General features: G+C 70.1%; 23 protein-coding genes. 16 read left to right on the plus strand and 7 right to left on the minus strand.

Annotated features, from left to right (window positions below; all coding sequences use genetic code 11):
• Nucleotides 1-123: 123 nt before the first annotated feature.
• Complete coding sequence (locus tag I7S92_RS15755; RefSeq protein WP_197646091.1) at nucleotides 124-1,161, minus strand: NAD(P)/FAD-dependent oxidoreductase; 1,038 nt, start codon at nucleotides 1,159-1,161, stop codon at nucleotides 124-126.
• A 45-nt stretch (nucleotides 1,162-1,206) separates the two neighbouring features.
• On the opposite strand from I7S92_RS15755, the gene mnmC2 reads away from it, so the two are divergent.
• From mnmC2 to I7S92_RS15795, 8 genes are all read left to right on the plus strand, one after another.
• Nucleotides 1,207-1,887 carry a tRNA (5-methylaminomethyl-2-thiouridine)(34)-methyltransferase MnmC2 gene (mnmC2, locus tag I7S92_RS15760; RefSeq protein ID WP_197646093.1) on the plus strand — a complete coding sequence of 227 codons (681 nt, stop codon included), beginning with the start codon at nucleotides 1,207-1,209 and terminating at the stop codon, nucleotides 1,885-1,887.
• 46 nt (nucleotides 1,888-1,933) lie between these two features.
• Nucleotides 1,934-2,803, plus strand: a complete 870-nt coding sequence (locus tag I7S92_RS15765; protein WP_197646095.1) for a DMT family transporter — start codon at nucleotides 1,934-1,936, stop codon at nucleotides 2,801-2,803.
• Nucleotides 2,800-3,702 carry a DMT family transporter gene (locus I7S92_RS15770; protein ID WP_197646097.1) on the plus strand — a complete coding sequence of 301 codons (903 nt, stop codon included), beginning with the start codon at nucleotides 2,800-2,802 and terminating at the stop codon, nucleotides 3,700-3,702. Before I7S92_RS15765 ends, I7S92_RS15770 begins: the two co-directional genes overlap by 4 nt.
• Before the next feature lie 99 nt (nucleotides 3,703-3,801).
• Nucleotides 3,802-5,319 (plus strand): 2,3-bisphosphoglycerate-independent phosphoglycerate mutase, encoded by a 1,518-nt coding sequence (gene gpmI, locus I7S92_RS15775; protein ID WP_197646099.1) that lies wholly within the window; start codon nucleotides 3,802-3,804, stop codon nucleotides 5,317-5,319.
• The gene (locus tag I7S92_RS15780; RefSeq protein ID WP_197646101.1) at nucleotides 5,316-6,431 is read left to right on the plus strand and encodes a murein hydrolase activator EnvC family protein; all 1,116 of its coding nucleotides are present in this window, start codon (nucleotides 5,316-5,318) and stop codon (nucleotides 6,429-6,431) included. Before gpmI ends, I7S92_RS15780 begins: the two co-directional genes overlap by 4 nt.
• 6 nt (nucleotides 6,432-6,437) lie before the next feature.
• Nucleotides 6,438-7,787, plus strand: coding sequence for a S41 family peptidase (locus tag I7S92_RS15785; protein WP_197646103.1), 1,350 nt, complete (start codon nucleotides 6,438-6,440; stop codon nucleotides 7,785-7,787).
• A 41-nt stretch (nucleotides 7,788-7,828) separates the two neighbouring features.
• A complete protein-coding gene (locus tag I7S92_RS15790) occupies nucleotides 7,829-8,308 on the plus strand; it encodes an RNA pyrophosphohydrolase (RefSeq protein WP_197646105.1) in 480 nt (159 codons plus the stop codon).
• Between the two features lie 286 nt (nucleotides 8,309-8,594).
• Nucleotides 8,595-10,301 carry a bifunctional sulfate adenylyltransferase/adenylylsulfate kinase gene (locus I7S92_RS15795; RefSeq protein ID WP_197646107.1) on the plus strand — a complete coding sequence of 569 codons (1,707 nt, stop codon included), beginning with the start codon at nucleotides 8,595-8,597 and terminating at the stop codon, nucleotides 10,299-10,301.
• Between the two features lie 92 nt (nucleotides 10,302-10,393).
• Here I7S92_RS15795 and I7S92_RS15800 read toward each other — a convergent pair whose 3' ends face one another.
• From I7S92_RS15800 to I7S92_RS15810, 3 genes are all read right to left on the minus strand, one after another.
• Nucleotides 10,394-10,867: a cytochrome b gene (locus I7S92_RS15800; RefSeq protein ID WP_197646109.1), complete on the minus strand. Its 474-nt coding sequence runs from the start codon at nucleotides 10,865-10,867 to the stop codon at nucleotides 10,394-10,396.
• A gap of 66 nt (nucleotides 10,868-10,933) precedes the next feature.
• Nucleotides 10,934-11,161 (minus strand): DUF1150 family protein, encoded by a 228-nt coding sequence (locus I7S92_RS15805; RefSeq protein WP_197646111.1) that lies wholly within the window; start codon nucleotides 11,159-11,161, stop codon nucleotides 10,934-10,936.
• A complete protein-coding gene (locus tag I7S92_RS15810; protein ID WP_197646113.1) occupies nucleotides 11,158-11,601 on the minus strand; it encodes an Hsp20 family protein in 444 nt (147 codons plus the stop codon). The genes I7S92_RS15805 and I7S92_RS15810 overlap by 4 nt, the downstream gene beginning before the upstream one ends.
• 200 nt (nucleotides 11,602-11,801) lie before the next feature.
• On the opposite strand from I7S92_RS15810, the gene I7S92_RS15815 reads away from it, so the two are divergent.
• Nucleotides 11,802-12,020 carry a YdcH family protein gene (locus I7S92_RS15815; protein ID WP_197646115.1) on the plus strand — a complete coding sequence of 73 codons (219 nt, stop codon included), beginning with the start codon at nucleotides 11,802-11,804 and terminating at the stop codon, nucleotides 12,018-12,020.
• Nucleotides 12,021-12,041: 21 nt separating this feature from the next.
• On the opposite strand, the gene I7S92_RS15820 is transcribed toward I7S92_RS15815, so the two are convergent.
• Nucleotides 12,042-12,914: a DMT family transporter gene (locus I7S92_RS15820; protein WP_197646117.1), complete on the minus strand. Its 873-nt coding sequence runs from the start codon at nucleotides 12,912-12,914 to the stop codon at nucleotides 12,042-12,044.
• 94 nt (nucleotides 12,915-13,008) lie between these two features.
• Here I7S92_RS15820 and I7S92_RS15825 point away from each other — a divergent pair, with 94 nt between their 5' ends.
• The 4 genes from I7S92_RS15825 (at nucleotide 13,009) to I7S92_RS15840 (ending at nucleotide 16,062) form a co-directional block, all read left to right on the plus strand.
• Nucleotides 13,009-13,872: a LysR substrate-binding domain-containing protein gene (locus I7S92_RS15825; protein ID WP_197646119.1), complete on the plus strand. Its 864-nt coding sequence runs from the start codon at nucleotides 13,009-13,011 to the stop codon at nucleotides 13,870-13,872.
• A gap of 64 nt (nucleotides 13,873-13,936) precedes the next feature.
• On the plus strand, nucleotides 13,937-14,413 hold the full coding sequence (gene purE / locus I7S92_RS15830; protein ID WP_197646121.1) for a 5-(carboxyamino)imidazole ribonucleotide mutase: 477 nt from the start codon (nucleotides 13,937-13,939) through the stop codon (nucleotides 14,411-14,413).
• Nucleotides 14,406-15,467 carry a 5-(carboxyamino)imidazole ribonucleotide synthase gene (locus I7S92_RS15835; protein WP_197646123.1) on the plus strand — a complete coding sequence of 354 codons (1,062 nt, stop codon included), beginning with the start codon at nucleotides 14,406-14,408 and terminating at the stop codon, nucleotides 15,465-15,467. Before purE ends, I7S92_RS15835 begins: the two co-directional genes overlap by 8 nt.
• A gap of 67 nt (nucleotides 15,468-15,534) precedes the next feature.
• Complete coding sequence (locus I7S92_RS15840; RefSeq protein WP_197646125.1) at nucleotides 15,535-16,062, plus strand: low affinity iron permease family protein; 528 nt, start codon at nucleotides 15,535-15,537, stop codon at nucleotides 16,060-16,062.
• Here I7S92_RS15840 and I7S92_RS15845 read toward each other — a convergent pair.
• The gene (locus tag I7S92_RS15845; RefSeq protein WP_197646127.1) at nucleotides 15,947-16,702 is read right to left on the minus strand and encodes an alpha/beta fold hydrolase; all 756 of its coding nucleotides are present in this window, start codon (nucleotides 16,700-16,702) and stop codon (nucleotides 15,947-15,949) included. The genes I7S92_RS15840 and I7S92_RS15845 overlap by 116 nt on opposite strands.
• Nucleotides 16,703-16,789: 87 nt before the next feature.
• On the opposite strand from I7S92_RS15845, the gene I7S92_RS15850 reads away from it, so the two are divergent.
• From I7S92_RS15850 to I7S92_RS15860, 3 genes are read left to right on the plus strand one after another with little or no spacing between them, the layout of a single operon-like run.
• Nucleotides 16,790-17,236 carry an NUDIX domain-containing protein gene (locus I7S92_RS15850; RefSeq protein WP_197646129.1) on the plus strand — a complete coding sequence of 149 codons (447 nt, stop codon included), beginning with the start codon at nucleotides 16,790-16,792 and terminating at the stop codon, nucleotides 17,234-17,236.
• Nucleotides 17,233-17,733: a GreA/GreB family elongation factor gene (locus I7S92_RS15855; protein ID WP_197646131.1), complete on the plus strand. Its 501-nt coding sequence runs from the start codon at nucleotides 17,233-17,235 to the stop codon at nucleotides 17,731-17,733. Before I7S92_RS15850 ends, I7S92_RS15855 begins: the two co-directional genes overlap by 4 nt.
• Nucleotides 17,720-18,202, plus strand: a complete 483-nt coding sequence (locus I7S92_RS15860; protein ID WP_197646134.1) for a GNAT family N-acetyltransferase — start codon at nucleotides 17,720-17,722, stop codon at nucleotides 18,200-18,202. The genes I7S92_RS15855 and I7S92_RS15860 overlap by 14 nt, the downstream gene beginning before the upstream one ends.
• Here the strand turns inward: I7S92_RS15860 and I7S92_RS15865 are convergent.
• The gene (locus I7S92_RS15865) at nucleotides 18,169-19,020 is read right to left on the minus strand and encodes a DMT family transporter (RefSeq protein ID WP_197646136.1); all 852 of its coding nucleotides are present in this window, start codon (nucleotides 19,018-19,020) and stop codon (nucleotides 18,169-18,171) included. The two genes, I7S92_RS15860 and I7S92_RS15865, sit on opposite strands and share 34 nt — an antisense overlap.
• Between the last annotated feature and the right edge of the window lie 102 nt (nucleotides 19,021-19,122).

Here is a 19,122-nt window from a genome sequence, read left to right on the forward strand (position 1 = left end):
TCGACTGTAGACGGTAAGGCGGGCACCTTGGTGCGGGTTGTTCATCCTGCGGGGTCCTCGGCTGGAGTTTGGCGATTGCAGCCTAACCCCGCCTCGGGTGAACAACCTCCTGAGAATTCACAGCTAGCGACGCGCCTCGACCCGGAACCCCTCCGGCACCCCGTCGCGGCCCTCCAGCACCAGGTCGGCCATCACCTCGGCCACCTTCGGCGCCATCCCGAAGCCGATCTTGAATCCCCCGTTGGCCACCCAATGCCCCGCCCGCCCCGGCCAGGCCCCCAGCACCGGCGCACGGCTCGCCGCCCGGGGCCGCACGCCCGCCCAGCGCGCCGCCACCGGCGCGCCCGCCAGCACCGGCACCGCCGCCACCGCCCGAGCATGGAGGTCCTCCAGCTGCCCGTCCGTCCCCTCCGCCTCCCAGGCCGTCTCGGCGGTGGAACCGATCGCCACCGTCCCGTCCACATGCGGCACGACATGCAGCCCCTCCAGGAACATCTGCGGCAGCCCGCCCGCCTCGAAGCGCAGCGCCATGGCCTGACCCTTCACGCCCGCCCCGACCCGGCGCCCCAGCGCCGCCGACAGCGCCTCCAGCCCGGCCAGGCCCGTGGCATGGACCACCGCCCCCGCCTCCTCGCCCTCGCCCAGCAGCAGCTCGCCCCCCCGCGCCTTCAGCGCCGCCTCCAGCGCCGCCAGCCCCAGCCGGGGCGAAAGCCGGGCCGAGAGCGTGTCCTCCACCAGCCAGCCCGAGGGGCTGGCCGGCTCCCAGTCCCGCCCCTGCGCCGGGACCACCCGCCATTCCGCGCGCCCCTGCCAGAGCTTCGCGGCCCCCTCGGCCCGCGCCCGCGCCAGCCCGACCGCGGCCTCGTCCGCCAGGGGCTGCAACCGGCCCACCCGGCCATAGCCCGAGACGAGGCCCGTCTCCGCCTCGACCGCGCCCCACCAGTCCCCGGCCATCAGCAGGCTCTCCAGCTGGAACGCCTTCTTCGGATTCCAGGCCTCGGGCACATGCGGCGAGAGCGCGCCGACCAGCCCGCCCGAGCAGCCCGCGCCGGGCCGCGCGGTCTCGATCACCCGCACCCGCGCGCCGCGCCGGGCGCAGGCCCAGGCGACCGACAGCCCGAAGATCCCCGCACCCCTGACCGTGACATCCACCCTTGCCATCCCGCCGTCCCCCAAGCATCAAACAGGACCAGAGGACTAACGCCGATGCCCCACGCCGACCACCCCGAACTCGACTGGCGCGACGAGATGACCCCGGTCTCGCGCCGGTTCGACGATCCCTATTTCTCGCTCGCCGGCGGGCTGGAGGAGACGCGGCACGTCTTCCTGAGCGGCAACGACCTGCCGGGCCGGTTCCGCGACGGCTTCCATATCGCCGAGCTGGGCTTCGGCACCGGCCTCAACCTTCTGGCAACGCTCCTCGCCCACCGGGGGCCGGGACAGCTCCGCTATACCAGCTTCGAGGCCTTCCCCCTGCCGCCCGAGGCCATCGCCCGCGCCCTGCGGGCCTTCCCCGAGACCGCCCCTCTCGCCCCGGCCTTCCTGGCGCAATGGGCCGCACCCCCCGAGGCGCCGGTCCGCCGCCTGCGCTTCCCCGGCCTGACCGCCGAAATCCTGATCGGCGACGCGCGCGAGACGCTGCCCCGCTGGCCGGGCCGGGCCGATGCCTGGTTCCTCGACGGCTTCTCGCCGGCGAAGAACCCCGAACTCTGGTCGCCCGGCCTTCTGTCCGAGGTCGCCCGCCACACCGCGCCGGGCGGCAGCTTCGCCACCTATACCGCCGCCGGCGACGTGCGCCGCGCCCTGGCCGGGGCCGGGTTCCAGGTCACCCGCCAGCCGGGCTTCGGACGCAAGCGCCACATGACGACCGGCCGCCTGTCCGCCTGACGGCAACCCTTCCCCCTGCCCGCGCCCCGTGCTAGCGAGGCCCGCCATGACCGCATCCAAGAACCCCGTCCTCGGCATCTGGCTGATGATCGCCGCCGTCGCCACCTTCGCGGCGCAGGATGGTTTCGCCAAGCATCTCGCCAGCGCCTATTCGACCCTGTCGATCATCATGATCCGCTACTGGGTCTTTGCCGCCTTCGTGATCCTGCTTGCCCTGCGCCGCCCCGAGGGGCCGCATGCGGCGATCCGCTCCTCCCGGCTGCCGGCGCATGTCCTGCGCTCGGTCTTCCTCGTCTCCGAGATCTGCCTGATCGTCTGGGGCTATACGCTGATCGGGCTGATCAACAGCCTTGCCGTCTTCTCGGTCTGCCCGCTCCTGATCGTCGCCCTCTCGGGCCCGATCCTGGGCGAGCGGATCAGCTGGCAACGCTGGGCCGCGGTGGGCGCGGGGCTGGTGGGGGTGCTGGTGATCCTGCGGCCGGGGATGGGGGTCTTCTCCTGGGCCGCCCTCCTGCCGCTCGCCTCGGCGCTTCTCTTCGCACTCTACTCGGTCCTGACCCGCCTCACCACGCGCGAGGAGCCGACCTTCCCCGCCTTCTTCTGGCCCGGCGTGATCGGCGCGGTGCTGATGACCGGGATCGGCCTGCCGCAACTGGAACCCATCGCCGCCCTCGACCTCGGCCTGCTGGCGATCTATTCCGGCCTCACGATCCTGTCGCACTGGCTGGTCCTGAAGGCCTACCAGCAGGTCGAGGCCGCCCGCGTCCAGCCCTTCTCCTACCTGCAGCTGGTGTTCACGACCGGCATCGGCATCGCCATCTACGGCGAGGTGCTGGAGCTTCCCGTCGCCATCGGCGGCGCGATCGTCGTCGGCGCGGGCCTCTACTCGCTGTCGCTGGAGCGCCGCGCCGCATGAGCACCAGCCACTCCGCCCCGCAGAACACCCGGCTCGGCATCTGGCTGATGATCGCCACCACGGTGGTCTTTGCCGCGCAGGACGGGATCTCGCGCCATCTGGCCGAGAATTACAGCGTGATGATGGTGGTGATGATCCGCTTCTGGTTCTTCGCGCTGTTCGTCGTGGCGCTGGCCGCCCGCGCCCCCGGCGGGATCGCCGCCGCCAGCCGCTCGTCCTATCCGCTGGTGCAGATGGCGCGCGGGCTGATCCTGGTGGCCGAGATCTGCGTCATGGTCGTGGCCTTCGTCCAGCTCGGCCTGATCGAGGCGCATGCGGTCTTCACCTGCTATCCGCTGCTCGTCGCCGCGCTTTCCGGCCCGGTGCTGGGCGAGAAGGTCGGCTGGCGGCGCTGGACGGCGATCCTGGTCGGCTTCGCCGGCGTTCTGATCATCCTGCAGCCCGGCATCTCGGTCTTTTCGCCCTGGGCGCTGGTGCCGCTTCTGGCGGCCTTCATGTTCGCGCTTTACGGCCTCCTGACCCGCTATGTCGCGCGCAAGGACAGCGCCGCGGTCAGCTTCTTCTGGACCGGCGCCGTCGGAGCCGTGGCGATGACGCCCTTCGGGTTGTGGACCTGGGAATGGATGGCCCTGGCCGACTGGGGCTGGATGGCCACGCTCTGCTGCACGGCGGTCCTTGGCCACTGGCTCCTGATCCGCGCCTTCGCGGTGGCCGAGGCCTCGGCGATCCAGCCCTTCGCCTATCTGCAACTGGTGTTCGCCGCCGGTATCGGCCTGACCGTCTTCGGCGAGACGCTGCGCACCAATGTCGCCATCGGCGCGGGGATCGTCGTGGCGGCGGGGGTCTTCACCCTCTGGCGCCAGCGGCTGCGCGAGAAGGCGGCGACCCGGCAGGCCTGACACAGCGATGAGCGAGCGCAGCGACACGAAGAGCGGTCCCGGTTGCCCCGCCCCTTCGGCGCGCGTAAAAGCCTTGACACGCCAGGAAGGAGCCCGCCGATGTCCGCGCCGAAACCCGTCGTCCTCTGCATTCTCGACGGCTGGGGCATCGGCCCCAACCCGGCGACCTCGGCCCCGGCGCAGGCGGATGTGCCGGCCTTCGACCGGCTCTGGGCAACCTGCCCGCATGCCACGCTGACCACCTTCGGGCCGGACGTGGGCCTGCCGACCGGGCAGATGGGCAATTCCGAGGTCGGCCACACCAACATCGGCGCGGGCCGCGTGGTGGCGATGGACCTCGGCGCGATCGACCTCGCGGTCGAGGACGGCAGCTTCGCGCGGAACCCGGCCCTCCTCGACTTCGCCGCGAAGGTGAAGGCCCGGGGCGGGGTGGCGCATCTTCTGGGCGTCGTCTCGGACGGGGGCGTGCACGGCCATGTCAACCACGTCCTCGCCGCCTGCCGCGCGCTGACCGCGCTGGGGGTGCCGGTCGCGCTGCATGCGATCACCGACGGGCGCGACGTCGCGCCCTCCTCGGCGCAGGGCTTCGTCGAGGCGCTGGTCAGGCGCCTGCCCTATGGCGCCAGCATCGCCACCGTCACCGGGCGCTACTGGGCGATGGACCGCGACAACCGCTGGGAGCGCGTGGCCCGCGCCTATGACGCGATCGTCCGCGCCCGGGGCGAGACCGCGCCCGATGCGCTGACCGCCGTCGCCAATAGCTACGGCAAGGGCGAGACCGACGAATTCCTCGCCCCCACGGTGATCGACGGCTATCACGGGGCCAGCGACGGCGACGGCGTCTTCTGCCTGAACTTCCGCGCCGACCGCGCGCGCGAGATCCTGTCGGCGATCGGTGCGCCCGGTTTCGCGGCTTTCGCCACCGGCCCCCGGCCCGGCTGGTCGGCGCTGCTGGGAATGGTCGAATACTCCGACGCCCACAACGCCTTCATGGCCACAGCCTTCCCCAAGCGCGTGCTGGTCAACACCCTCGGCGAATGGGTCGCCAGCCACGGCAAGACCCAGTTCCGCCTCGCCGAGACCGAGAAATACCCCCATGTCACCTTCTTCCTGAACGGCGGCCGCGAAGAACCCTACCCCGGCGAGGACCGCGCCATGCCGCCCTCGCCCAAGGTCGCGACCTATGACCTCATGCCCGAGATGAGCGCCGACCAGGTCTCGGACCGCCTCGTGGAAGCCATCGACAAGGGCTATGACCTGATCGTCGTGAACTACGCCAATCCCGACATGGTGGGTCACACCGGCAGCCTTCCCGCCGCGATCAAGGCCTGCGAGGCGGTGGACCGCGGCCTGACCCGCGTGCTGGCCGCGCTAAAGGCGAAAGGCGGCGCGATGATCGTGACCGCCGACCATGGCAACTGCGAGGTGATGGTCGATCCCGTCACCGGCGGGCCGCATACGGCGCATACGGTCAACCCCGTCCCCGTCATCCTGGTCGGCGGCCCCGCGGGCGCGACCCTGCGCGACGGGCGGCTTTGCGACCTCGCGCCGACGCTTCTGCAGCTGATGGGCCTGCCGCAGCCCGCCGAGATGACCGGCCAGACCCTCATCGCATGATCCGCGCCGCCGCCCTGCTTTTGCTCCTCGCCGCCCCGGCCGGGGCGCAGACCGTGGCCCAGCAGGCGGCGCAGGCGGCGGCGGACCTGCAGGCCTCCGTCACCGCCCTGCAAGAGGCGACCGAGGCGCGCGACCGGGTGGCCGCACTCTCCCGCACGATCCGCGCCTATGAACAGGGCCTCGCCGCCCTGCGCGCCGCCCTGCGCGAGGCCGCCCTGCGCGAGGCGACCCTCGTCCGCGCCTTCGACGCCAAGCGCGACGGGATCGGCCGCCTCCTCGGCGTCCTCGCGACGATGGAGGCGAACCCCGGCCCGCTCCTCCTGCTGCACCCCGAAGGCGCGCTCGGCACCGCGCGTTCCGGGATGCTGATGGCCGAGGTCACCCCCTCCCTGCAGGCCGAGGCGCTGGCGCTGAAGGCCGAGCTTCAGGAACTCGCGGACCTGCGCGCCCTGCAGCTCTCGGCCGGCCAGACGCTGGAGGCCGGTCTCGCCGCCGCCCAGATCGCCCGGACCGGGCTTTCGCAGGCGATCTCGGACCGCACCGACCTGCCCCTCCGCTTCACCGAGGATCCCGAGGCGCTGCGCGGCCTTCTGGAAAGCGCCGACACGCTGGACGCCTTCGCCGCCGGTCTCTCCCCCGACCCGCAGGCCGGCACCAGCTTCGCCGCGCAGAAGGGACACCTGCCGCTGCCCGCGCTCGGCACCCTCCTGCGCCGCCCGGACGAGGCCGACGCCGCCGGCGTCCGCCGCCCCGGCCTGACCCTTGCCACCCAGGCCCGCGCCCTTGTCGCCGCGCCCTGGCCCGCGACGGTCCGCTACCGGGGCCCGCTGCTCGACTACGGAAATGTGATGATCCTGGAGCCGGGGGACGGCTATCTTCTGGTTCTGGCCGGCCTCGGAACGCTTTACGGAGAGGTGGGGGAAGTCGTGGCCGCGGGCGCGGCGGTCGGCCTGATGGGCGGCCCGGCCTCCGCCTCCGAGGAATTCATGGCCCCGTCCGCAGATGGCTCTGGCGGGCGCGACACGGAAACGCTTTATATTGAACTGAGACAGGGCGCGGCCCCGGTGGACCCGATGGACTGGTTCGCCGCCACCGCCCGCACAAAGGACTGACGCAGCATGAAGAAACACCTGATGGCCGCCCTGGTCGGCACAGTCGCCGGCGGCCTTGTCACCACCCAGGTCGCGGGTCCGCTTCTGGCGCAGGAGAGCGCGCAGGAAGGTTCGGTCTACGAACAGCTCGACCTCTTCGGCGACATCTTCGAGCGCATCCGCGCCCAGTATGTCGAGGAAGTCTCGACCGAGGACCTGGTGACCGCCGCGATCAACGGCATGCTCACCTCGCTCGACCCGCATTCCTCCTACCTCTCCGCCAAGGACTTCGAGGACATGCAGGTCCAGACCAAGGGCGAGTTCGGCGGCCTCGGGATCGAGGTGACGCAGGAGGAAGGCTTCATCAAGGTGATCTCGCCGATGGACGGCACCCCCGCCGCCAAGGCCGGGATCCAGGCCGGCGACTTCATCACCCATGTCGACGGCGAGTCGATCCTGGGCCTGATGCTGGACGAGGCGGTGGACAAGATGCGCGGCCCGGTCGGATCGGAAATCATCATCACCGTCGTGCGCGAAGGCGTGACCGAGCCCTTCGACGTCTCGATCATCCGCGACACGATCAAGCTGACCGCCGTCAAGGGCCGCACCGTCGGCAGCACCGTCGTCCTGCGCATCACCACCTTCAACGACCAGACCACCAGCGGCATGGTCGAGGCCCTGAACAAGGGCATCGAGGAACTGGGCGGCATGGACAAGCTGGACGGCGTCGTGATCGACCTGCGCAACAACCCCGGCGGCCTCCTGAACGAGGCGATCTCGGTCTCGGACAGCTTCCTGGAAAAGGGCGAGATCGTCTCGACCCGCGGCCGCGAGGCGGGAAGCGGCGAACGCTACAACGCCGAGGCCGGCGACCTGGTGTCGGGCAAGCCGATCGTGCTTCTGATCAACGGCGGCTCGGCCTCGGCCTCCGAGATCGTCGCGGGCGCCCTGCAGGACCACCGCCGCGCGATCGTGGTCGGCACCAAGAGCTTCGGCAAGGGCTCGGTCCAGACGCTGATCCCGCTCAGGGGCGACGGGGCGATGCGACTGACCACGGCGCGCTACTACACGCCGTCGGGCCGCTCGATCCAGGCGCTGGGGATCTCGCCCGACATCGTGGTGCAGCAGCCCGCCCCGCCGCCCGCCGAGGTCGCGGCGGCCGAGGAGGAGAAATCCTCCGCCGTCCGCGAGCGGTCCGAGGCCGACCTGCGCGGCGCGATCAGCAATGATTCGATGACGGATGAGGAGAAGCGGCTCTACGAGGAGGAACTGGTCCGCGCCGAGGAATCCGCCAAGCTGCGGGACGAGGATTACCAGCTGGCCTATGCCGTGGACATCATCAAGGGGCTGACCGCCATCGCCCCGCAACAGCCCTGACCAAGGAAGGGGGGCGGGCGCCCGCCCCCTTGCAGCCAACCATGACCCAGCCCGAAAACCGGCCCTATCGTCCCTGCGTCGGCATCGTCCTGATCGACGCCCGCGGCCTGATCTTCGCCGGACAACGCATCGACAACCCCGCCCCCGCCTGGCAGATGCCCCAGGGCGGGATTGACGAGGGCGAGAAGCCCCGCGAAGCCGCCTATCGCGAGCTCTGGGAAGAAACCGGCCTCACCCGCGACATGGTGGAATTCGTCGGCAAGACCCATGGCTGGGTGACCTACGACCTCCCCCCCGAGCTTCTGGGCAAGGTCTGGGGCGGCAGGTATCGCGGACAGAAGCAGAAATGGTTCCTGTTCCGCTTCACCGGCAAGGACAGCGACATCCGCATCGAGACGCCCGCGCCCGAATTCTCGACCTGGCGCTGGATCCTCGCCGACGAGATGGTGGAGGGCATCGTCCCCTTCAAGCGCGCGGTCTACGAACAGGTGATCCGCAGCTTCCGCGCCTACCTGGCCTGACCCCTCCTCGTTCGACTTCGTCTCCTCGTCGGCGGATCCCGCGAGGAGTGACGAAGTCATCGACGAGCCTCCCCGCAGGAACAGCGTTCCGCAAACCCGCCGATCCGCCCGCCCGGCGGGAAATCCGTCCCGCCCCTTGCCGCAGCGCAGAACCGTTGCCCGCCTGCCCCGGATCGCCCGCGATTTCCGCCTTTTCTCCCATTTTTCTCCGCTCATTCGCTTGAATTGCGCCCCTTTCCCGGGCTACGGACCCGCGCAACTGCGGACCCCGCTGAAAGGTTTTCCGATGTCCCTGCCGAACCACGCGCCCATCCCCGAGCTTTACGTCTCCTCCGAATCCGCCCAGAAGCTGAAGCTCACGGCCGGGCAGCTGCCCTCCTGGGACCTGACCCCGCGCCAGATCTGCGACCTGGAACTCCTGATGAACGGCGGCTTCTCGCCGCTGAAGGGCTTCCTCGGCCAGGCGGATTACGACGGCGTGGTCGAGAACATGCGCCTGGCCGACGGCACGCTCTGGCCGATGCCGATCACGCTGGACGTCTCGGAAGCCTTCGCCGAGAAGGTCGAGCCCGGCCAGGACATCGCCCTGCGCGACCAGGAAGGCGTGATCCTGGCGATCCTGTCGATCTCGGACAAATGGATCCCGAACAAGGCGAACGAGGCCGAGAAGGTCTTCGGCGCCGATGACGTCGCCCATCCGGCGGTGAACTACCTGCACAACACGGCCGGCAAGGTCTATCTCGGCGGCCCGGTCATCGGCATCCAGCAGCCGGTGCATTACGACTTCAAGGCCCGCCGCGACACGCCGAACGAACTCCGCGCCCTCTTCCGCAAGCTGGGCTGGCGCAAGATCGTCGCCTTCCAGACCCGCAATCCCCTGCACCGGGCGCACCAGGAACTCACCTTCCGCGCCGCGCGCGAGGCCGAGGCGAACCTGCTGATCCACCCGGTCGTCGGCATGACCAAGCCGGGCGACGTCGACCACTTCACCCGCGTCCGCTGCTACGAGGCGGTGCTGGACAAATATCCGGCGCAGACCACCGCGCTTTCCCTCCTGAACCTCGCCATGCGCATGGCCGGCCCGCGCGAGGCGATGTGGCACGGCATCATCCGCCGCAATCACGGCTGCACCCACATGATCGTCGGCCGCGACCATGCCGGTCCGGGCAAGAACAGCCAGGGCAAGGATTTCTACGACCCCTATGCCGCGCAGGAGCTGTTCCGCAAGCATCAGGCGGAAATCGGCGTCGAGATGGTCGATTTCAAGCACATGGTCTATGTGCAGGAAAAGGCCCAGTATTTCCCCGCGAACGAGATCCCGGAGGGCTCCACCGTCCTTGACATCTCGGGCACCGAACTCCGCCGCCGCCTGCGCGAGGGGCTGGAGATTCCGGAATGGTTCTCCTTCCCCGAGGTCGTGAACGAACTGCGCAAGACCAGCCCGGCGCGGTCGAAACAGGGCTTCACCGTGTTCTTCACCGGCCTGTCCGGCAGCGGCAAATCCACCATCGCCAACGCGCTGATGGTCAAGCTGATGGAGATGGGCGGGCGCCCGGTCACGCTGCTGGACGGTGACGTGGTGCGCAAGCACCTGTCGTCCGAGCTGGGCTTCTCCAAGGAACACCGCGACCTGAACATCAAGCGCATCGGCTATGTCGCGTCCGAGATCACCAAGAACGGCGGCATCGCGCTTTGCGCCCCGATCGCGCCCTATACCGCCACCCGGCGCGCGGTGCGCGAGATGGTCGAGGCCTTCGGCGCCTTCGTCGAGGTCCATGTCGCGACCAGCCTCGAGGAATGCGAGCGCCGCGACCGCAAGGGCCTCTACAAGCTGGCGCGCGAGGGCAAGATCAAGGAGTTCACCGGGATCTCCGACCCCTACGAGGCCCCGGCCAAGGCCGAGCTTGTGGTGGACACCGAGAACGTCGACGTCGACCACTGCGCGCACCAGGTGCTCCTGAAGCTGGAACAGATGGGCCTGATCCGCGCCTGATCCCGGCGATAATCCAAAGGCCGCGCTTCCGGGCGCGGCCTTTTCGTATCAATCCAACGAATTCGTAGGGTGGGCAATCTGCCCACGCAGAGCTACCCCGCCCGCATCATCCGGCGGATCAGCCCATCCTTCAGCACATACTGGTGGTAAAGCGCCATCAGCGCATGGCCCAGCACGACCAGCATCAGGATGTTGGCGGCAAGCCCGTGGATGTCGCCCACCCTCAGCCCCAGGAACCAGACGCTGATCCCGCCCAGCGGCACCGCGACCATCAGCAGATAGATCAGTCGGTGTCCCCAGTCCGCCGCCAGCACCGGCAAGCTGCCCGGCCTGCCCGGAGCCGCCGGGGCGCCCCGGCCAAGCCGGACCAGTATCCGCACCGCGACCAGCGCCAGGATCGCCAGGCCGAAGGCCACATGCGGCACGAAACCTGCCGTGCCGCCCTCTCGGATGGCGTCCAGCGCGTCTTCAGCGCCTTCGCCCGACAGCCAGGCCAGCGGGATCAGGATGGTGATCAGCCAATGCAGGGCGATCTGGGCGCCCGAATATCCGGTTGTGGTTCTCACGACGACCTCCGTTCACGACACAACACACTTACGCCGAAGCGTAGCGGTTCCGTCGCCGAAGGCCAGTCAGTGCACGCTCACCGGCGTGAAATCGTGTTCCCGCGCCAGCAGGAACGCAAGCTTCCTGTCGGCGACCAGCGCCAGCTGGCGTCCGTCGGCCCCGTTGACCGACCAGATCACCTCAAGCCCGTCCACCTGCTCGCGCACTTCGGCCGGCAGGTCCTCGACATGGACCTCGCGCACATAGACGATGCGGTCACCACCCTGCGGCAACCCTGGGAATGGAGTATTCATGTCTTGCCCCCTTCTCTCTGGCTGGCATTGTTCCGACCGATCCTGATCGTCTGCACCACGGTCTCCGGCACATGCCGGCGCAGATCGACGTGGAGCAGGCCGTTTTCCATCGTGGCTCCCGCCACCTCGACGCCGTCGGCCAGCACAAAGCTCCGCTGGAAGGCGCGCGAGGCGATGCCGCGATGCAGGAACACCCGCTCGCCCGCGTCATCGGCCTGACGGCCCCTGACGACAAGCTGCCGGTCCTCGACGGTGATCGACAGGTCCTCCTCGCGGAAGCCCGCGACCGCCAGCGTGATCCGGTAGGCATTCTCGGCCACCGCCTCGATGTTGAACGGAGGATAGCCCTCGGCCCCCGATTTCGCGGTGCGTTCCACCAGCCTTTCCAGCTGTTCGAACCCGAGAAGATACGGGTGGGCCCCAAAGCTCAGTTTCGTCATCGGACGGTCCTTGATGAAGCGACAGTTCGGCCAGCGGCCCCGTATGCGGCAACCGCTTGAACTTGAATATGGGGCGATCCCGGCCCCCTCGCAAGTCCCGTCCCCGGTGGATTTCCCGGTGCTTACCGGAAGAAACCTTCACCCAGGGCCCCGGCTTTCATATACTCTGCAGGAACAGACAGGAAGCGAGTCGGCCGCCGATGAATGCCCCATCCGAACTCAGTTTCGAGGAAATGCTCCGCATCAAGCTGGAGGTCCTGCGGCGCGAGCATCGCGATCTGGACGCGGCGATCCACGCGCTCGAGGAGACGGGCCGCCCCGACCAGCTGACGCTGCGGCGGCTGAAGAAGCAGAAGCTGTCGCTCAAGGACCAGATCGTCAAGATCGAGGACCAGCTGATCCCCGACATCATCGCCTGACGGGGCCGTCCGTCCGGAGCGTCAGGCCGGCACCACCCGGCGCACGCCGGCCCAGGCGTTGAACAGGATCGCCGCCAGCACCACCGCGCCGCCCACCAGCATGCCCGCGCTCGCGGTTTCGCCCAGAATCAGCCAGACCCAGAACGGGGCCAGCAGCACCTCGGTGTTCGACAAAAGCGTCAGTTCGGCCGAAGGCACCACGCGGCTGCCCAGCGTGTAAAGCACCATGCCGCCGGACAGGGCGACGACGCCCATCAGCAGGCACCACATCAGGTCGCTTCCGGGAATCACCAGCGGCTGGCCCTGTTGCACGGTTGCCAGCGTCCCCGCGACCACGGCGAAGGCGGCCCCCAGGATCGAGGACGGCAGGCTGTCTTCCAGCCTTCGCCAGCGCAATGCCACGCTGAAGGCAGCGAAACCCAGGGCCGAAACCAGCGCCGCCGCGTTGCCGATCAGCGCGCCGGCGGCCAGCCCCTCGCGCACCATCAGGAAGATGCCGACCAGCGCCAGCACGATGGCCCCCCAGGTGCGCGGGGCCACCGCCTCCCGCAGGATCAGCCAGCCGAGGATCGCGGCCAGGCAGGGCGAAGCCGCCAGCAGGAAGGCCGCATTGGCGACGGTCGTGGTCTGGAAGGCAAGGATCGCCCCGCCCATCGCGGCGACCAGCCCGATCCCGCCCAGAACCCCGGCCAGCCCCGCCCGGCGGAGGACCGGAAGCGGAGACCCGCCCGCGCGCCAGGCGAGGAAGGCCAGAAGCACCGGCACCATGGCCAGCGACCGCCAGACCAGAATCGTCCAGGGCCCCGCGACCTCGATCTGGCGGATCATCAGCGCCTGGAAGGACCACAGGACCCCCGCCATCAGCACCATGACCATGCCCGTTCCGTAGCGCATCATCGGCCCCTTTGCGTTCCGGCCCATCTAGGGGCTGGCCAACGCATCACACAAACGAATATAATTGACGAAATTCTTCAATATTTCTGAAACGATGCCCCAGCCGCTCGACCTTGCCCTGCTGCGCAGCTTCGTCGCGCTGATCGACTGCGGCAGCATCCAGCTTGCCGCATCCCGGGTCGGGCGCAGCCAGTCGGCGATCAGCATGCAGATCAAGCGGCTGGAGGAAGAGGTCGGCCGCCCGCTCTTCCAGCGCGAGGGGCGCAATCTCCGCCCCAATCCGGCGGCGCAGGACCTGCTCCTCTATGCCCGCCGCCTGCTGCGCCTTTCCGACGAGGCGGTGGCCAGCCTGCGCCGGACCGAGGCCGCGGGCGTGGTGCGCCTCGGGATGCCCGAGGATTATGCCGCCTATCTTCTGACCCCGACGCTCGCCCGCTTCGGGCAGGAGTATCCGCTGGCCGAGATCGAGCTGACCTTCGCCTCCTCGCCCACCCTCCTGCGCCTGCTCGAGACGGGGAAACTCGACCTCGCCCTGGTCACGCGCGAGCCGCACCAACCCTTCGCCGTCCTGCGGCGCGAGCGGTTCGTCTGGGCCGCCTCGCCCGAACACGCCGCCTGGCTGCGCGATCCGCTGCCCGTCGCGCTCTTCGAGGCCGGGGACCTCGCCCGCCGTTTCGCGGTCGAGGCGTTGCAGTCCACGGACCGCCGCTACCGCGTGGTCTCGACAACCCACAGCCTTCCGGGGCTGATCACCGTGGCGCAGGCAGGGCTGGCCGTCGTCGGGCTGATCCAGTCCTGCGTGCCGCCCGGCCTGAAGCTTCTGGGCGAGGCCGAGGGGCTTCCCGCCCTGCCGGTCCTCGACCTCAGCCTCGTGCCCGGACCCGGCGAGCCGCCGCCCCTGGTGCAGCAGCTGCGCGAGATGCTCCTGCGCGACCTGCGGGAGGATCGTACCCCCTGACTGCGGCTTGCCCCGCCCGGCCGCTTTCGTATAAGCGGCGGGCAGGGTGACAGCGGGGTATGCCATGGCAGAGGTCGGGATCATCATGGGGTCGCAAAGCGACTGGCCGACGATGAGGGCAGCCGCCGAAATCCTGGATGAGCTTGGCGTGGCCTACGAGACGAAGATCGTCTCGGCCCACCGCACGCCGGATCGCCTGTGGGACTATGGCAAGACCGCCGTGGCGCGCGGCCTCAAGGTCATCATCGCCGGCGCGGGCGGGGCGGCGCATCTGCCGGGCATGATGGCCTCCAAGACCCGGGTGCCGGTGATCGGCGTGCCGGTCCAGACCCGCGCGCTGTCCGGGGTCGATTCGCTCTATTCCATCGTCCAGATGCCGAAGGGCTATCCCGTCGCCACCATGGCGATCGGCGGCGCGGCCAATGCCGGGCTGATGGCAGCCGCGATCCTGGCCGTCTCGGACGCAGCACTTGCCGAACGGCTGGACGCCTGGCGCGAGGCCCTTTCCGCCTCCATCCCCGAGGAGCCCAAGGATGAGTGAACTTCCGCAAGGCTCGGTGATCGGCATCCTCGGCGGCGGCCAGCTTGGCCGGATGCTCTCGGTCGCGGCCAGCCGCCTTGGCTACCGCTGCCATGTCTACGAACCCGGCGCCGCCCCGGCCGGCGACGTCGCCCACAGCGTGACCACCGCCCCCTATGAGGACGAGGCCGCCCTGCGCCGCTTCGCCGAGGCGGTGGACGTCATCACCTACGAATTCGAGAACGTCCCCACCTCGGCGCTCGACCTCCTGGAATCGCTCCGGCCCATCCGCCCGAACCGCCGGGCGCTCGCCGTCAGCCAGGACCGGATCAAGGAGAAGTCGTTCCTCAACGAGCTTGGCTTGCAGACCGCCCCCTGGGCTGCGGTGAATTCGGAAGACGACCTCCGCGCCGCCGCCGACAGGCTTGGCCTGCCCGCGATCCTGAAGACCACGCGGCTTGGCTATGACGGCAAGGGGCAGGTGAAACTTGACGACGAGACCGACATTCCCGCCGCCTGGGCGTCGATGAACGATGCCCCTTCCGTGCTGGAGGGCTTCGTCGCCTTCGAGCGCGAGGTCAGCGTCATCGCCGCCCGCGGCCTCGACGGCTCCGTCGCCTGCTTCGACCCCGGCGAGAACATCCACCGCGACGGCATCCTGCGCACCACCACCGTGCCCGCGCGCCTGTCCCCCGCCCAGCGCGCCGATGCCGTGCTGGTCGCCGCCCGCATCCTGAACGCGCTGGATTACGTCGGCGTCATGGGGGTAGAGCTTTTCGTCACCGCCCACGGCCTCCTGGTCAACGAGATCGCCCCCCGCGTCCACAACTCCGGCCACTGGACGCAACAGGGCTGCGCGGTGGACCAGTTCGAGCAGCACATCCGCGCCGTGGCGGGCCTGCCCTTGGGCGACGGCAACCGCCATGCCGACGTGGTGATGGAGAACCTGATCGGCGACGACGTCAATCGCGTGCCGGATCTCCTGAAATCCCGCGATACGGCCGTCCATCTCTACGGCAAGGGGGCACCGCGTCCCGGCCGGAAGATGGGGCATGTGAACCGCATCACGCGCTGATCCCATGTCGCATGGCACCAAATGGCGGAACCGGCGTTATTCGGGGCCCCCGCTGCAAAGGTCGCACATGTCCGAACGTGCCTCTGTCTACACCCACGCCGCCCGCTGGATCGCCCAGCTTTCCGGGCGGCCGATGACCTTCCTCCTCGCCGTCGCGCTGATCGTGGTCTGGCTGGTCACGGGCCCGGTCTTCGGCTTTTCCGACACTTGGCAGCTGGTGATCAACACCGGCACCACGATCATCACCTTCCTGATGGTCTTCCTGATCCAGAATACCCAGAACCGCGACACCGTGGCGATGCAGCTCAAGCTGGATGAACTGATCCGCGCCACCAAGGGCGCGCATCTGTCGCTGCTCGACCTGGAAGAGCTGGAGGAACGCGAGCTTGCCGCCTTCGTCCAGCAGTACGAGGCCCTGGCCGCGATGGGGCGCAGCCAGCTTCAGAAGGGCCGCCCCGACACCGGCACGCCCGAAGTCGTCAGCCAGACCGCCCCGCCTGAAAAGTCCCTCTCACGACCGAGGCCAGCGTCAGCGAAGGATCGAACCGCCCCGCCTTCAGGAAAGCCAGCACCTGGGCAATCACCAATGGGTTGACCATCATGAACGTATGGGTGACCGGCAGCACCAGATGGCCGGCCATCCCCTCCAGCCGGGTGCTCTCCACCGTCACCTTGCCATCGTTCGGCCCCGGCAGGATCGCGTTCCAGACCGGGTTCAGCGACAGCGTCCCGGCGATGATGCCCAGGGGATAGTCCGCCGCCGGCAGCCGGTTCGGCCAGCTGTCCGGCCCCGTGCCCAGGACCTTTCCCGCCGCGCCCGTCACCCAGGCGAAGGCCGCCAGGTCGCCCAGCCGGTCCACCAGCTCCGAGCCGTGGTTCGGCGGCGCCAGCATCACCACCCGGCCCAACCGCTCGGGCCGCGCTTCGGCCAGCCAGGCGCGCAACAGGATGCCGCCCATCGAATGGGTGACGAAATGCACCGGCCCCGATCCCGGCCCCGCCTCCGCAACCGCCCGGCCCACTTCGGCCACCAGCGCCGCCGGCTCGGCCCTCGTCGAGGGATAGGACCAGTTCACCACCCGATAGCCCGCCGTCTTCAGGGCCAGCGCCATCGGGGCCAGCGAGGCATCGCTGCGCGCCAGCCCATGCAGCAGCACGACCGTCCCGGTCCCGCCCGCGCCGGTCTCGGTCGCCGGGGCGGACAGGAAACGGACAAGGCGTGCGCGCAATCCCATGCCGCAACACTCTGCCCGGCGGACCGGCCCGGCAAGGCGGAAATCGCGGCACTGGACAAATCCGCCGCAGCGTCACAGGCTCCGCCCATGTCCAGACCCGGCCCCCGCATCGCCGTCCGCGCCCTGATCCTGCAAGAGGACCGCCTGCTCCTGGTCAACGCCTGGGCCGGACCGCGCGCCGATCTCTGGTGCGCCCCCGGCGGCGGGGTCGAGCCCGGCAGCTCGCTCCCCGCGAACCTGATCCGCGAGGTGCATGAGGAGACCGGCCTGACGATCGAGGTCGGGGCGCCCGCCCTGATCAACGAGTTCCACCACCCGCCCTCGCGCTTCCACCAGGTCGAGGTCTTCTTCCACTGCCGCCTCGTCTCGGGCACGCTCTCCGACAGCTGGGCCGACCCCGAGCGTGTGGTGACCCGCCGCCGCTTCTTCTCGCGCGAGGAGTTGCGCAGGATCCGCTTCAAGCCCGACAGCCTGGCGACCGCCGCCTGGGGCGAGGGCCCGACCTATGACCCGCTGGAGCTTCTGACCCGATGAGCCGCGCCTTCGTGAACGAGGACGCGGGCAGCGACCGTCCCGACCTGCCCGAACGTCCCGTGCCCCCCGGCCCGAACCCGGTCACCCCGCGCGGGCTGGCCGAATTGCAGGCGCAGCTTGCCCGGCGGCAGGCCGAGCTTGTGGCGCTCAAAGCCCGCCCCGACCGGCTGGACAAGCTGCCCGAGGCCGCCGCCGAACGCGACATCCGCTGGCTCGAGGCCCGGCTCAAGGCCGCCGTGCCGATCGACCCCGCCACCCACGACCTGAGCGAGGTCGCCTTCGGCCTCGTCGTGACCGTCGCGGACGAGGACGGCCGCGAGGCGCGCTACGAGATCACCGGCGAGGACGAGGCCGACGCCAGCCTCGGCCGCATCGCCCCCGGCTCCCCCCTCGCCAGGGCGCTTCTGGGGGCCGAGGTCGGCGATGTGGTGACCTGGCGCCGCCCGGCGGGCAAGATGGAACTCGAGGTCCTGGGGATTGCGCATGCCGATCCGTAGGCTCTCACCGGCCGACACCGACCTCGTCGCGCAATTCTACCGCGAGGCCCCCGACTACTGGCTGCTCGCCGAGGGCGCATTGGACCCGGACCGTCAGGCGCGCGAGTTCTTCACCGACGCCCCGCCCGGCTGCGATCCCGCGCAAAGCCACCGCCTCGGCCTGTTCCTGGACGACCGCCTCTCCGGCGTGGCCGAACTCTCCCATGGTTTCCCGGATCCTGGCGACGCCTATCTGGGGCTGATGATCCTCGGCCCCTGGGCGCAGGGCGCGGGCCACGGCCGCCGCCTGCTCGCCCATGCCGAAGGCCTGGCCCGCGGCCGTGGCGCACGGCGTCTCTATCTCGCCGTCCTCGACGCCAACCCGCGCGGCCGCGCCTTCTGGCTGCGCGAGGGCCTCCGCCCCACCGGCATCCGCCGCCAGGACGCCGTGACGGGTCACGGGCTGGAGCGGCTGGTCAAGGACCTGTAGGGCAGGCTCGCCAGCGCGACGCCGCCCAGCACCAGCCCCGCCGCCGCCCAGAAGCGCGGGCCGGGCAGTTCCGCCAGCAGCGCCGCCCCGCCCAGCGCCGCGATCACCGGCACCGACAACTGCGCCACCGCCGCCCGCGCCGCGCCCAGCTGCGGCAGCAGCCGATACCACAGCGCATAGCCCAGGCCCGAGGTCGCCGCCCCCGACACCACCGCCAGCGCCACGCCCCTGCCATCCGGCGCCGACAGCCCCGCCAGCAGCGCCAGCGGCAGCACCAGCGGCACCGACAGCAGGAAGTTCCAGGCCGTCGCCGCCAGCGGGTCCGCGCTGCCGCGCCCGGCCAGCGAATAGACGCCCCAGCCCACTCCCGCCCCCGCCATCAACGCCAGCGGCGCAGGACCCGCCGCCCCCGGCGCCGCGACCAGCGCCAGCCCGACCAGCGCCAGCCCCGCCCCCGCCCAGCGCCGGGGCGGCACCGCCTCGCGCGCGATCAGCGCCCCGGCGAACATCGTCACCTGCACCGCCCCGAACAGCACCAGCGCCCCGGTCCCGGCGTCGAGGCCACGATAGGCCAGCGAAAACCCCAGAAGATAGGCCGACAGCCCCGCCACGCCCGCGACCCGGCCGCGCGGTCCGGGCCAGGCCCAGCCGCCCCGCTGCCACAGCACCAGCCCCGCCAGCATCGCCGCCCCCGCCAGGAGGCGGACCACCGCGAACTCCACCGCGCCGATATGTCCCGGCCCCACCGCCCAGCGGTTCAGCACGGAATTGGCCGCGAAGGCCAGCATGGTGAGGGCTGTCAACAGGATGAGGCGCATGGCCGGCACCATGCGCGCCGCCGGTCCCCCAGCGCAAGCGTAGGGTGGGCGATACCGCCCACCTTATGCCCATGAAAAAGGGCGCCCGAAGGCGCCCTTTCC

The sequence above is a fragment of the Tabrizicola soli genome, from assembly GCF_015999335.1.
GTDB classification, from domain to species: Bacteria; Pseudomonadota; Alphaproteobacteria; order Rhodobacterales; family Rhodobacteraceae; genus Tabrizicola; species Tabrizicola soli.

What these genes read in the sequence shown, in the direction of transcription:
- I7S92_RS15845 (WP_197646127.1), bottom strand. Translation starts at nt 16,702, where the DNA reads ATGGGATTGCGCGCACGCCTTGTCCGTTTCCTGTCCGCCCCGGCGACC.
- I7S92_RS15840 (WP_197646125.1), top strand. Translation starts at nt 15,535, where the DNA reads ATGTCCGAACGTGCCTCTGTCTACACCCACGCCGCCCGCTGGATCGCC.
- I7S92_RS15850 (WP_197646129.1), top strand. Translation starts at nt 16,790, where the DNA reads ATGTCCAGACCCGGCCCCCGCATCGCCGTCCGCGCCCTGATCCTGCAA.
- I7S92_RS15805 (WP_197646111.1), bottom strand. Translation starts at nt 11,161, where the DNA reads ATGAATACTCCATTCCCAGGGTTGCCGCAGGGTGGTGACCGCATCGTC.
- I7S92_RS15785 (WP_197646103.1), top strand. Translation starts at nt 6,438, where the DNA reads ATGAAGAAACACCTGATGGCCGCCCTGGTCGGCACAGTCGCCGGCGGC.
- I7S92_RS15860 (WP_197646134.1), top strand. Translation starts at nt 17,720, where the DNA reads ATGCCGATCCGTAGGCTCTCACCGGCCGACACCGACCTCGTCGCGCAA.
- I7S92_RS15790 (WP_197646105.1), top strand. Translation starts at nt 7,829, where the DNA reads ATGACCCAGCCCGAAAACCGGCCCTATCGTCCCTGCGTCGGCATCGTC.
- I7S92_RS15815 (WP_197646115.1), top strand. Translation starts at nt 11,802, where the DNA reads ATGAATGCCCCATCCGAACTCAGTTTCGAGGAAATGCTCCGCATCAAG.
- mnmC2 (WP_197646093.1), top strand. Translation starts at nt 1,207, where the DNA reads ATGCCCCACGCCGACCACCCCGAACTCGACTGGCGCGACGAGATGACC.
- I7S92_RS15865 (WP_197646136.1), bottom strand. Translation starts at nt 19,020, where the DNA reads ATGCGCCTCATCCTGTTGACAGCCCTCACCATGCTGGCCTTCGCGGCC.
- I7S92_RS15770 (WP_197646097.1), top strand. Translation starts at nt 2,800, where the DNA reads ATGAGCACCAGCCACTCCGCCCCGCAGAACACCCGGCTCGGCATCTGG.
- gpmI (WP_197646099.1), top strand. Translation starts at nt 3,802, where the DNA reads ATGTCCGCGCCGAAACCCGTCGTCCTCTGCATTCTCGACGGCTGGGGC.
- I7S92_RS15855 (WP_197646131.1), top strand. Translation starts at nt 17,233, where the DNA reads ATGAGCCGCGCCTTCGTGAACGAGGACGCGGGCAGCGACCGTCCCGAC.
- I7S92_RS15825 (WP_197646119.1), top strand. Translation starts at nt 13,009, where the DNA reads ATGCCCCAGCCGCTCGACCTTGCCCTGCTGCGCAGCTTCGTCGCGCTG.
- I7S92_RS15820 (WP_197646117.1), bottom strand. Translation starts at nt 12,914, where the DNA reads ATGCGCTACGGAACGGGCATGGTCATGGTGCTGATGGCGGGGGTCCTG.
- purE (WP_197646121.1), top strand. Translation starts at nt 13,937, where the DNA reads ATGGCAGAGGTCGGGATCATCATGGGGTCGCAAAGCGACTGGCCGACG.
- I7S92_RS15755 (WP_197646091.1), bottom strand. Translation starts at nt 1,161, where the DNA reads ATGGCAAGGGTGGATGTCACGGTCAGGGGTGCGGGGATCTTCGGGCTG.
- I7S92_RS15780 (WP_197646101.1), top strand. Translation starts at nt 5,316, where the DNA reads ATGATCCGCGCCGCCGCCCTGCTTTTGCTCCTCGCCGCCCCGGCCGGG.
- I7S92_RS15765 (WP_197646095.1), top strand. Translation starts at nt 1,934, where the DNA reads ATGACCGCATCCAAGAACCCCGTCCTCGGCATCTGGCTGATGATCGCC.
- I7S92_RS15835 (WP_197646123.1), top strand. Translation starts at nt 14,406, where the DNA reads ATGAGTGAACTTCCGCAAGGCTCGGTGATCGGCATCCTCGGCGGCGGC.
- I7S92_RS15810 (WP_197646113.1), bottom strand. Translation starts at nt 11,601, where the DNA reads ATGACGAAACTGAGCTTTGGGGCCCACCCGTATCTTCTCGGGTTCGAA.
- I7S92_RS15795 (WP_197646107.1), top strand. Translation starts at nt 8,595, where the DNA reads ATGTCCCTGCCGAACCACGCGCCCATCCCCGAGCTTTACGTCTCCTCC.